Annotated in this window: 11 protein-coding genes and 1 tRNA gene; 3 read left to right on the top strand and 9 right to left on the bottom strand. The window is 33.1% G+C overall.

Annotated elements, in window-relative coordinates; translation table 11 throughout:
• Positions 1 to 237 (bottom strand): transposase (locus tag B5X51_RS14615; RefSeq protein WP_139374903.1); only part of this gene is annotated, 237 nt, incomplete at its 3' end.
• 686 nt (positions 238 to 923) lie between these two features.
• Positions 924 to 1,005, bottom strand: a tRNA-Leu gene (locus tag B5X51_RS14610).
• Positions 1,006 to 1,116: 111 nt separating this feature from the next.
• On the opposite strand from B5X51_RS14610, the gene B5X51_RS14605 reads away from it, so the two are divergent.
• From B5X51_RS14605 to B5X51_RS14595, 3 genes are all read left to right on the top strand, one after another.
• A complete protein-coding gene (locus tag B5X51_RS14605) occupies positions 1,117 to 2,508 on the top strand; it encodes a dipeptidase (RefSeq protein WP_079721936.1) in 1,392 nt (463 codons plus the stop codon).
• A gap of 369 nt (positions 2,509 to 2,877) precedes the next feature.
• Entirely contained in the window at positions 2,878 to 3,723 is an 846-nt protein-coding gene (locus B5X51_RS14600) for a universal stress protein (protein WP_079721935.1), read from the top strand.
• A 13-nt stretch (positions 3,724 to 3,736) separates the two neighbouring features.
• Entirely contained in the window at positions 3,737 to 4,189 is a 453-nt protein-coding gene (locus tag B5X51_RS14595) for a DUF1801 domain-containing protein (protein WP_079721934.1), read from the top strand.
• Positions 4,190 to 4,907: 718 nt separating this feature from the next.
• Here the strand turns inward: B5X51_RS14595 and B5X51_RS14590 are convergent.
• The 7 genes from B5X51_RS14590 to B5X51_RS14560 form a co-directional block, all read right to left on the bottom strand.
• The gene (locus B5X51_RS14590) at positions 4,908 to 5,141 is read right to left on the bottom strand and encodes a thioredoxin family protein (protein ID WP_079721933.1); all 234 of its coding nucleotides are present in this window, start codon (positions 5,139 to 5,141) and stop codon (positions 4,908 to 4,910) included.
• A gap of 63 nt (positions 5,142 to 5,204) precedes the next feature.
• Positions 5,205 to 5,768 carry a TetR/AcrR family transcriptional regulator gene (locus B5X51_RS14585; RefSeq protein WP_079721932.1) on the bottom strand — a complete coding sequence of 188 codons (564 nt, stop codon included), beginning with the start codon at positions 5,766 to 5,768 and terminating at the stop codon, positions 5,205 to 5,207.
• Between the two features lie 508 nt (positions 5,769 to 6,276).
• On the bottom strand, positions 6,277 to 7,218 hold the full coding sequence (locus B5X51_RS14580; protein ID WP_079721931.1) for a retropepsin-like aspartic protease: 942 nt from the start codon (positions 7,216 to 7,218) through the stop codon (positions 6,277 to 6,279).
• Positions 7,219 to 7,372: 154 nt separating this feature from the next.
• Positions 7,373 to 7,627, bottom strand: a complete 255-nt coding sequence (locus tag B5X51_RS14575; protein ID WP_079721930.1) for a hypothetical protein — start codon at positions 7,625 to 7,627, stop codon at positions 7,373 to 7,375.
• Positions 7,628 to 7,784: 157 nt separating this feature from the next.
• A complete protein-coding gene (locus B5X51_RS14570) occupies positions 7,785 to 9,596 on the bottom strand; it encodes an RNA-directed DNA polymerase (RefSeq protein WP_079721929.1) in 1,812 nt (603 codons plus the stop codon).
• A 206-nt stretch (positions 9,597 to 9,802) separates the two neighbouring features.
• Positions 9,803 to 10,846 carry a histidine kinase gene (locus B5X51_RS14565; protein ID WP_079721928.1) on the bottom strand — a complete coding sequence of 348 codons (1,044 nt, stop codon included), beginning with the start codon at positions 10,844 to 10,846 and terminating at the stop codon, positions 9,803 to 9,805.
• Positions 10,847 to 10,851: 5 nt separating this feature from the next.
• A complete protein-coding gene (locus B5X51_RS14560; protein WP_079721927.1) occupies positions 10,852 to 11,442 on the bottom strand; it encodes a response regulator in 591 nt (196 codons plus the stop codon).
• Between the last annotated feature and the right edge of the window lie 87 nt (positions 11,443 to 11,529).

The following is an 11,529-nucleotide window of genomic DNA, read 5'->3' as shown; positions in this document are numbered from 1 at the left end:
AATAGTTTTATACCAAATCAAAAAAGATAGATTTGAGTTTTCCATTATAGTTCCGCTACGCAAGGTCTGTCGTGCCTCACAGGATTTACACTGGTAGGCCCACTTGTTTTTGAGCCAATAATGTGATGTGCCGCCACATCTATTGCAGGTGACACCTTCCTTATCGCGTTGTGCTTTATAATGTAAACGACAACTCTCTTCATCTGTGAAATGTACTGTGAATGAAAAAATATCCATAACTTGAATTATTACAACTCATCTAATATAGGATAAATTCCTTAATATTGGAATAATTACGGATATGCAATAAATTTTTATATCAAACTAAGTATTACATAGAGGATTAAAAATTTTAAATGAAATTTTTAATTGAAATAAATTACTTCCAAGACAAAAATAAAAGGGAAAGCTTAAGGAATTAGAATTGCGTCCTTAACTATTAAAAGATGAGAAGTTGAAGTTATGCCAAAAATACTTTAAAACAGCCTATATGAAACTGCTTTATCCACAAATGAATTTTACATATCTAATTATGACTCATCAGAATACAGAGGGAAATCAGTTTGGATTTGGGATATCTACCCAGATATTTTTACCAAAGCACATATCTGGAAATTTGGACTTAAAAATCCATATTTAAAATTCTATCCTTTATGATGGAGTTACCTCTTTTAACTCAAGTACCATCACCACTGGCTTTAAATTCTTAATGGACTAGTAATAAAGCATTTGGGAAACTTGGGGCTTAACTCGATACTTCATAAACATCTCAATCATATATTCTGGAAGAAATTCAATGTTTCCCTAAGTTTTTAATATTAATTGAACCTAAAATTCACCAAATCATAAAAATTCAATTAATGTGTTACCTATGTTGTACCAAAACAAAAAAGCCGACTCTTTCAAGTCGGCTTATCCCTTTGTGCGGGCGGAGAGACTCGAACTCTCACACCGTAAGGCACTAGATCCTAAGTCTAGCGTGTCTACCAATTCCACCACGCCCGCATTTCAATATGTGTTGCTTTAACTAAGCGGTTGCAAATATACATAAATGTTTCAATTCACAAATAGTCTGGAAATATTTTTTTTACCTTTATCTCAGTTAAAATTTTAAGTATGACCGATATTAAAAAATATGTTGAGGAAAATAAAGATAGATTCCTTAGCGAACTCATTGATTTACTGAAAATTCCATCGATAAGCGCCGACTCGAATTACAAGGATTCCATGATAAAAACCGCAGAAGCGGTGAAGAAAAATTTATTGGAAGCCGGCTGTGATTCTGCCGAAATTTGCGAAACCCCGGGTCATCCTGTGGTTTATGGAGAGCGAATAATTGATAAAAACCTTCCTACCGTTCTGGTTTATGGCCATTATGATGTACAACCACCAGACCCTTTAGACCTCTGGAACTCCCCTCCTTTTGAACCCGTGATCAAGGAAACCGAAATTCATCCCGAAGGTGCAATTTTTGCCCGCGGTGCCTGTGACGATAAAGGCCAGATGTTTATGCACGTAAAAGCGCTGGAGTATATGACCAAAAACAATGAGCTCCCCTGTAACGTGAAGTTTATGATTGAAGGAGAAGAAGAAGTGGGTAGTGAACATTTAGGTTGGTTTATAGAAAACAACATAGAGAAACTTGCCAACGATGTGATCCTTATTTCAGACACTGGAATGATAGCTAAAGACACGCCGTCTATCACTACGGGACTTCGCGGACTCTCCTATGTGGAAGTGGAAGTTACCGGGCCAAATAGAGACCTGCATTCTGGTTTATATGGTGGCGCCGTAGCAAACCCTATTAATATTCTTAATCAAATGATTTCTTCTTTAACCGATGAAAACAATCATATCACTGTTCCCGGTTTTTATGATAAGGTTGAAGAATTGAGCAAAGAAGAACGTGCGAAAATGGCCGAAGCGCCTTACGATGAAGAAGCTTACAAGAAAAAAATTGCTATTAAAGATGTTCACGGAGAGGCAGGTTATTCTACTTTAGAAAGAGCTTCTATTCGCCCAACCTTAGACGTAAACGGCATGTGGGGCGGTTATATTGGGGAAGGTGCCAAAACGGTACTTCCGTCAAAGGCTTTTGCAAAAATATCTATGCGTTTGGTTCCAAACCAGGATTGGAAAGAGATCACCCAACTCTTTAAAAAACATTTTGAAAGTATTGCCCCAGATTCGGTTACCGTTGAAGTAAAACCTCATCACGGTGGACAGGGATATGTGACCCCAATAGATAATATTGGTTATAAGGCAGCGAGCAAAGCTTATGAAGCCTCTTTTGGAAAAACCCCAATTCCGCAGCGTAGTGGTGGGAGTATTCCTATAGTTTCCCTTTTTGAAAAAGAACTAAAAAGCAAGATTATTTTAATGGGCTTTGGGTTTGATACCGATGCCATCCACTCCCCTAACGAACATTTTGGAGTTTGGAACTATTTAAAAGGCATAGAAACCATCCCATGGTTTTATAAATATTTTACCGAGATGAGCCAGGAGTAAACAACTTCGGAGCAAGCTCACGAAGCATTATTATTGGAAAATATAATTTGATTTCGAGGCAAGCCTCGGAGCATTTAATCTCGATTATCGAGTAAATTGATTTCGCGGCTCATTCGTTGTAAAAATATTGTTCAAGTGAGGTTGTTTGAAAAACATACGTCATTCTGAATTTATTTCAGAATCTAGGTTGTTAGTAATTAAAACATGTTAGATCTCCGAATAAATTTCGGAGCAGGCTCTGAAACTAGTTCAGAATGACGTCTCCTCAGAGAACTTGGTTTTTCTACCTTTTTCCGCAGTAAAATAGAAATTTCGGGAAATTAGTTTTAGTATATTTACAGGTATTGCTTATCTAATTCATTTTAATTTATGGCGAAGAAAATTCTTATTCCTTCCAACTTTACCAAACATGCGTGGAATACGCTCGTGTATGCTTTAAATCTTTATAAAGGCGTTCCCTGCACTTTTTATATTCTGAATGCCTATAAAGTGCCTTCCAGAATATCACTTGGCAGAAATAATAACGCCGACCTGGACACGGCAAAGGCCGAATCTGAAGCGGGGCTACAGAAGATTATGCAAGGCTTAAATTTTAGAAAGGAAAACGAGAAGCATACTTTTGAAACTATTTCCCGCAATAAAGAGCTTGCTGATGCCATTCAGGAAACTGTAGATACCCATAAAATAGATCTTATTTTAATGGTTTCCAGGGGCGAAAATGTTTCGATAAATGCTGCTTTTGAAAATGAGATTTCAGAAGTAATTCAAAAAGTAGAAGATTGTCCTTTTTTGATCCTGCCCGAGCAAATGCAAAGTTTGCCGGAAACAAACCGGGAAATTGTTTTTCCAACCAATTATAAATTTCCGTTTAAAAATAAAGAGGTAGCCCCACTTATTGAAATGGCTATTAGTTTAAAGGCAAGCATCAGGATCTTGTATATTGATAGCGATGGGAAACCGCTTAGCAAAGACCAGGAGCAAAACAAAGAAGCCCTAAAAACCTATTTTACCGAAGTAGATTTTAGTTTCCATAAACTCACGCAAACTACCGTTACTACCGGTATTCATCTATTTATTGAAAGCAGGGAAAGTAATTTTCTGGCACTTTATAAACGCAGGCAGGGCTTTTTTAGTAAACTTTTTTCCCAGCGGTTTAAGGAAGACATAGATTTTAATCCAAAAGTACCGGTATTGATTTTAAAAGAATTGGAATGAAAATATACTTTTCATGAAACTCAAAGCTGATTCTGTTGAAGACTATATAGCGAAAGTTCCGGAAGATAAAAGACCGGGCATCATTAAGCTTCGTGAAATAATTAGGAAAAACATTCCCCAGGGTTTTACCGAAACTTTAAGCTACGGAATGATTGGCTATGTAGTTCCTCACAGCATCTACCCCAGCGGATACCACACCAATCCCAAATTACCTTTACCTTTTTTAAATATTGCCGCGCAAAAGAATTTTATTGCGCTTTATCATATGGGTTTATATGCCAATCCAGATCTGCTAAAATGGTTTAAAACGGAATATGCAAAATTACCACTCAACAAACTGGATATGGGAAAAAGCTGCATCAGGTTTAAAAGCCCAGCAAAGATACCCTTTGATTTAATTGGAGTTCTGGTTTCAAAAATGAGCGTTCAGGAGTGGATTGATCTCTACGAAAACCAAATGCGGTAGTTGAAATTATAAATTATTTATCCTTTCACTTATTCTCATAGACATTTTTAAGACTATTCTTTATATAAATGGTGGGCGATTGTCTTCATTTACTCCCAGGAGAAACTGGTAGCTTTATTTTTAAATTGCCGTAGTAATGGCAGATCAGCAGCACTTAATTTTGCCGTGAGACTTAAGGTTACTCCTCCCCGGCTAAAGCCCTATGATTTTAATTATTTTAATCCCTCCAGAGGGTTTAATTCCCCGAGGCTTGCCTCGAAATTTCAAAAAGTTTTTTTCCAATTCATACCTCGTGCGCTTGCCCCGAGGTTTTTGATTGTTCTGCCAAATAAACTAAAGGAAAGTTTTGAAAAATATCCCGGTATACGAAGCGGTGATAACTTTAGTAAACGCCACGCAAGATTATTAGCGTAACCAAAAAAAGCCGGCTAGGACTGGAAAAAATATAATGGAAGCTGAATAAATGAGGGTTGAGTTTGTTTGAACCGTCAGTTCGATGGTTTTTTTAAAAGGGTAGCTTTAGAGAATAGTATCCAGAACTTGCCTCCCTAAAAATCTCCCAAACTGCCACTTTTACCTTAATCTCTTTTATTATTGTATTCTTAGCCCTATAGAAAAGACTAATGCAATGAGAGATTCACTTTTATAATTTTAAATGGTAAAAAGCTTAGGATTTCGCTTCTAAGCGAAATCCTAAGCTCCATCATTAAAGAAACTACTAGCCTTTTACATCCTCCATAGATGCACCAAAGTTGATGTGCAAAGTATTTCCGTTTGGCGTCACTAAAGCCGGTACAGATTTAACACCTGCTTTTTCAGCTTCAGCTATCCTTGATCTATCCTCGCCTATGTGAACAACTTCCACATTTTCGGCTCCAACTAAATTAACGATGTCTTGTTCTGCACTAACACATACCGGACATCCCGCGTGATAAAAAATTGATTTACTCATTTTATAAGAATTTAATGGTTAATAAAATACACAGGTAAGTTTTCCTGTTAATAAGCATGTTCTTTATATTATAATTTGTGAACATACTTCCTTTGCTTCTTTGATTGGCCAATCGTTTTGATGCAAATGACTTTCTACAACCGCACTTTCATATAATAAATAAATACGTCTTGCGGTGGTTTTAATTTCTTCCTGATGATCAATTTTCAAATTTTTTGTAACCAATGCGATTATTAAATCAAGGAACTCTCTTTTTTGTCCCTGCAATACCGTTCTAATTTTTTGGTTGTTTTGTGGTATTTCAGCAACTGTTTTAATACCCCAACACCCATTAAACTCACTGTCCTGAAAGAAAAGTTGCAGGTAATCAAATAATGCCAATATTTGGTCTACACCTTCATTCCTGTCTTTGGTAAAAGCTTCTATGTCTTCCATAAAAGCAGCATGTTTAAAGTCAAGAAAGGCTATACATATATCATCTTTAGATTTAAAATGATTGTATAGCGTTGCCTTAGCAATACCGGATTCTGAAATAATCTCGTTCACGCCTGTTGAATTATAGCCGTTTTTATAAAACAGCTTAGATGCTGTTTCTACAATTCTATCTCTTACTTTTGAACGTCCCATACTATAAAGATAAGGAAATTTTTAAAAAACAGACCAGTCTGTCTATATAAAATTATCTTCTAGTCTTCACGTTTTTAAGTCATTGCGCTATTTTCTGTTTGTATAAAACGAAAGGGCTAGCGGTTTAAATAGCGGAAATCTGGTTTGAAATAAGAATTTAGTTTTTTATGAAACTCAAAGTTGACGCTGTTGAAGGTTATTAGGTATCCCTAAAAGCCCACCGGGATTGGTAAGATATAATTAAGGCCAAATAAGCGGGTTTTGAGTTTGTTCTAACCGTCAATTCGAGTGATTTTTTTAAAGCGGTAGCATTAAAAATCGTATCGAGAACTTACTTCTTATAAAACCGCTTTAAATAGGCCTTACACAGCCTCTTATAACACAAGTTGGCGAAGTAGGGAACGCGAATTTGCCAGCTTAGTATTGGTTTGTTGGTCAAGTTAATTATATTCTTAATAACGCTACCGCTTATTGGCGATGAACCGACTTGTTGTGCGTAGGCCGTTTACTATGAATTAGTGATTTCTTTATTTTCTATCATCTTTATTTTTTTACTATTCCAATTTAGAATAACGCGATAATCTTTAAAAAAATCTGAACCAAACCTCTTTTCTAAATATTGCTCTGAATACACTTTTACATTTTGTAAAATTAAATTTCCGAATTCTATTTCATCAATGATTCCGATATAAGATTCTCTGGTTGTGTTTTGTTCTCCATAAATTCCAGTAACACCCTTTGTATTAGATTTTTTAAAATCTAAAATTTTACCATTTTCTGTTTGCTTTTTAAATTCAGAAAAGGGTACGACAATACCTCCATTATAGCCTAAATCAACAGTGAAATTCCAGACTTTCTTTCCGTTTATTTTACAAGCAATAGCAGGTATTCCTGCCACACCAATAAACAATTTGTTTTCAATTACATCTTCAGGTATATCTAATGTTGATTCGTTATCAGTTATAGTAATTTGTTTTTTTCTAAAATCGATATCCCAAATAGCATGTTGCATTAAATTAGCTCCTATAAACCCATGAATATTTAAAGAAGACCATACTGATACAGAGTTAAAATCATTTATTAAAGCTGTTGTTCCGGTAAAATCTATATTTCCAATTTTAACGTTTTCCAGTCTTGTATATTTATTTTGTAGTTTATTATTATAAACATCCCCTGCTTTTGCAGAATCAATAGCTTTTAAATTTAAACTTGCAGCAAGTTCTTTCGATACCAGCGTAGGAGAACCTGTGTCTAAAAGAAAGTTATAGTTCTTATTTTCTATTTCTACAGGTATAATTATAAACCCATTTTTAATCTCGAAAGGCAACGTAACCTTGTAGTTTTCCTGTTCTGTTTCTCCTTCTTTAAGATGTTTAGCAGCTTTGCTGAGGGAACAGCTATTTATTAAAACAAAGCTTAGTAGATAAACACATACTTTGGCTAATTTCATTTTTTAATTTTTTATTCAAGTTTCTTACATATCACACCACAACCTCTTTTTCAAGGATCGGCATTCTATTTTTTCTACTCATAATTTATATTTTTTCTTACCTCAACTTCCGCAAAAAATTTCTTTTCCTGGCTTTCCACAGTTAAGACAGGATTCAGCCATTTTTCATGATATTCCTGGATTTCATTTCTTTCTTTACGTTATTAAATTGCTTCCAAAAAATAAGCAATAAGGGTAAAAATGCTAAAGGAAGAAATGTATTAGCCATAATACTACTCATAAAAAGGGTGATTATTGAGGAAATGACCATTACGATTATTAAACCTAAGAAAATGGAGAAAATAATTGATTTATCCCTGTATTCTTTTTGCAACTCATCATCGGTCAATCCTTTTAAGTTCTTTTTCATAGAGGTTATTTATTAATTCTTTTGCTAAGGTTTTCTATTATTAAGTTCCGAAAATAGCAACGCAAACCTGCCCACACTAAGCATTTTCTTTCCTGGTTTCTAAAATTATACTTTTTCGGAATCACACATTATTTGCGGTGATGCTGGCAGCTGGCTGCTAGTTAATATTATATTGAAAATCTAGCCATTTTAAATAATAAGGATCTCTAATGTTTTCTTTTATTTTTTTCTGAACCTCTTTATCGGTTCGAATCTTTTCTGAATTTAAGACAGATGCCAATACTAGAAATTTCCCTAAAGGATAAGGACGTTGAATATTCTTTGGGAACAAATAGAAATTTAATTTGTTATCTAATTTCTCTAGTTCTGAAAAATAGAATATTTGGTTTGCTAATGTGACTGTATTTGTAATTCCTGAGGAAATTTGATTATAGAGTAATTTCTCCACTTTGGAATTATTGTTAAATAAACGCGCAAGTATTGCTGTTACCTGTCTTCTTAAGTAAGCATCTGTCTGCCAAAGGTTTTTGTAATTGTTGATAAACCTATACAAATCCTCAGGATGGTTATACTTAGCTTTAAACCAGAGAATGCAATAGAAGTCGGACGATAACTTTCTTTTAAAGGATATCGTTGTTAGAATGCCTTCAAATTTGTCTAAAAATTGTTTTGAGTCTTCATTCAATGGAATTTCCCAGTTTGTTACTAACAAGCAAAGCTGATAAAGTGATAAATCGTCAAAAACATCAATTTTTTGAATTATTTCAAGTGCCACTTCTGCAGATTTTTTTCTGTATCCAATTTTAGACAAATACATGAGTAAATGGCTTCTCAATCCAGGGTAATCAATATATTTTTCTGGAAGAATGTTAAGTAATGAAGTTGATCCTAACTTGCTGTAAGTAGTTATATATCTTTTAGATATTTTATCCCAATACTTGGGTGTTTGATCTTTAAAATGAGATTTAAACTTTCTGTGTAAGTCTGACTTTATCTTAGTATAATCGGAATCAGTCTTTTCTGTATTCTCAATGTTGTCTATATACCTATTCTGTTCAATTTGAAAATGATAATAACCTTCTTCTTCTGAATAAATACTGGTTTTTGCCAAGTTTAGTGCTAACCCTCTTGTTTTTAGCATGTCCGAAACAGAACTAAGTGTTTCTATCGCTTCTTTTTTTGTATTAACCCCCATAACGATGTCATCCATCCATCTAGTGAAACTATTTCCTGTTTTTTGTTTTACTACTTCATCCACTTCGAAGAGAAATGAGTGCGCAAGCAATCTTATTCCTTCAATATTTGCAGTTGGTAAACCTCTTCTTGAGTAGGGTAAATAATCAGGCTTCCATGCAATTTCTTGTATAATTCTAAAAAGAAGGTCGATTAATACTTCATCAATCTTGGTAAAACTTGTAAAAACTTTTCTTAGTTCTTCTAAATCAATGCTGTCGTAATAATTGGAAAGATCAGTAACAACAATCAATTCTTTCTGGTCATGGAAATTATATATTTTCTTTTGTAGCTGTTTCCATTGCTGTCTCCAAGTAAAACCATATTCCTCTACCTCATGAGGGAATGCCGTATTATGTCTATCTCTTGAATAAAATGCATTTTTGGAAGGTTGATTTTCTAAAATCTTATCATTAATATTTTCCACCAAAACTTGTAGAACTACAGCATCATTAGGTTGAGGAATAACTATATGTCTACAAACTCCGAACTTTTTTTCTATTCGGTATATCAGTGGTTGAGAAACCTTATAAGTACCGTTTAAAATTTCATTGCGAATAGCAAGGGCCCTATCTTCTATATTGTAGTTAAAATCATAGTGATCATATAAATCTTTAAGATCTAAACTACGAAGCTGGTTTTTAACGATTTTCCTCCAAACTTTAGTAATTTTATTTTTTTCAAAAATTTTTTTTAAGGCCTCTTTTCGAAGTCGGTTAAATCTCTCTGTTTGCATAAAAAATTATTATCAGCTTGCTACCAACGGTTTGTATGAAAAGTAGCGTATATAAATACGATAAATCTCGGTTTTAGAACAGAGCCAAATTTTTATATTTGTTAAACTTTTCTATTTCAAAAACCAAATTAAAAATTTGCCGGACATTTATAAATAAGTACAAGTATTTGAGTTTAGCACTTAAAACCTATTTTCTATATACCTTATTAGGGCAAGTTTTTATTCAGTTTGATATTAAAAATGTTTTTCGCAAAATTAACACCTCTATAAGTCTCAAAGTCGTCTCCACAAATAATTTCGAATACTCCTTTATTTAATTCAATCATTTGCTTTATTCTCCACATTCCTATACCATCACCATTTTTCCCTAATTTTTTTGCTGAATTTCCAGAAACACCTTCAATAAAAATCCTTTCTCTTTCATTACTGGGGATAAATAAACTAATCATTGCAATGGACATTGTTACAGTGTCATAATCTTCTGTAAAATCAATAAGAATATTAGTATCTGGCTTTGAATATTTTGCTGAATTTTCTAATAGATGATACAACGCTACTTGAATCGTTTCATAATCAATGTATATTTTACCAAAAAAATCTGAAACTTCAACATATATATTTTTAGATGTGAAATCACCAAAGAATGTATGTAATACATTCAAAAGAACTATTCTAAACGGATATTTGATAAATTCTAAATCGGCATTATCATCTCTATCAAGTTTTCTGTAAATAGAAAATTCTGATTTCATATGAATATTGTGTTTAGCTATACGCAAAAACATCATTGAAGCTTTCTTTTTATTAGAAACCAATTCTTTCTGTATATATTCAATTTGAGTTCTCCAATTCGAAGAAAGAATATCTTGAGGAATCAAATTATATATCTCTTGGATATTGTGAGCATTTATAGATGTTAAGTTATGTACTAAACGGTTTACTTTTTTTTGCTCTGTTTTTTTTACCTCACTAATAATTTGTTCTCTTGGTATAACTAAATCGTAATAAGCATAGGATAGAGCATTTAATTTATCTCTAAAAAGTTTTGTTGTTTTAGTATTCTCGCAACATAAAAAAGTAATCCCTTTTTTGTTTTCAATTTTCCCTTGCCTTCTATTGCCTTTATATAAAGGACATTTAGAGAACAATTTTCCTTTTGTATCACAAGAGTTATAACAATTGTTACAATCACTTTTCAGATTATTGGATATGTCATTTTCATTGATGTCGGTTATTTTAAAATGATTCATAATTATTAATCGTTTAATAAATTTTCTATCAAATTACTAAACTGGAAAGGTTCAGCATCTTTAGATAAACAACCATCAACTTCTCTTAATGCTTTATGAAATCTATCACCTTTATTGTCTGCTGAATATATTATTATTTTTTTATCAGCATATTTATTTTTTAATGCAGATGCCAAACCGAGCCCTTCATCTTTAAATAACGTAGTTCCAACCCCGTTAATGTCTACAAAAATTATATCAGATTCTTTTACTTTTGAATCATCAAGGTTAATGACATCCTTAATTGATTTTGTATTTTTCCAACCTTGTCTTTTGAGTATTGAAACAATTTGAAAGTCAGTGTGATTATCATCAACGAATAATATCCTTGTTGATTCTTTAATTCTGTTTTTTTTGTTTTCGGGAGATTCTTTTACTGATTCTTTTATCAGAGGAGAATTAACATTATTATTGATAGTAATACCTCCTGTATTAGTTGCAGTTTTAGAAGTAGTTTTTTCTTTCTTTTTTCTTTTTTCTATTAAAATATATGTTAAAGCTATTCCAACAACTGTGGCACCAACTCCGCTAAAAATCCATTCGTAATTTTCTGTCATTTATTATTTTTTTAATTTGTCCTATCTGGTTATATAATCAATCCCCTATTTCTTAAACAGCAATTATCTCTCGAACAAAAACTATCG

The organism is Salegentibacter holothuriorum (genome assembly GCF_900168045.1).
Taxonomy (GTDB): domain Bacteria; phylum Bacteroidota; class Bacteroidia; order Flavobacteriales; family Flavobacteriaceae; genus Salegentibacter; species Salegentibacter holothuriorum.
Note: the sequence above shows the minus strand (reverse complement) of the source record. Positions and strands in the feature narration are given on the sequence as shown.

Bases quoted from the DNA above. Each gene is read 5' to 3' on its own strand.
- B5X51_RS14595 (WP_079721934.1), top strand. From the start codon at position 3,737: ATGAAACTCAAAGCTGATTCTGTTGAAGACTATATAGCGAAAGTTCCG.
- B5X51_RS14600 (WP_079721935.1), top strand. From the start codon at position 2,878: ATGGCGAAGAAAATTCTTATTCCTTCCAACTTTACCAAACATGCGTGG.
- B5X51_RS14560 (WP_079721927.1), bottom strand. From the start codon at position 11,442: ATGACAGAAAATTACGAATGGATTTTTAGCGGAGTTGGTGCCACAGTT.
- B5X51_RS14590 (WP_079721933.1), bottom strand. From the start codon at position 5,141: ATGAGTAAATCAATTTTTTATCACGCGGGATGTCCGGTATGTGTTAGT.
- B5X51_RS14605 (WP_079721936.1), top strand. From the start codon at position 1,117: ATGACCGATATTAAAAAATATGTTGAGGAAAATAAAGATAGATTCCTT.
- B5X51_RS14565 (WP_079721928.1), bottom strand. From the start codon at position 10,846: ATGAATCATTTTAAAATAACCGACATCAATGAAAATGACATATCCAAT.
- B5X51_RS14580 (WP_079721931.1), bottom strand. From the start codon at position 7,218: ATGAAATTAGCCAAAGTATGTGTTTATCTACTAAGCTTTGTTTTAATA.
- B5X51_RS14585 (WP_079721932.1), bottom strand. From the start codon at position 5,768: ATGGGACGTTCAAAAGTAAGAGATAGAATTGTAGAAACAGCATCTAAG.
- B5X51_RS14570 (WP_079721929.1), bottom strand. From the start codon at position 9,596: ATGCAAACAGAGAGATTTAACCGACTTCGAAAAGAGGCCTTAAAAAAA.
- B5X51_RS14575 (WP_079721930.1), bottom strand. From the start codon at position 7,627: ATGAAAAAGAACTTAAAAGGATTGACCGATGATGAGTTGCAAAAAGAA.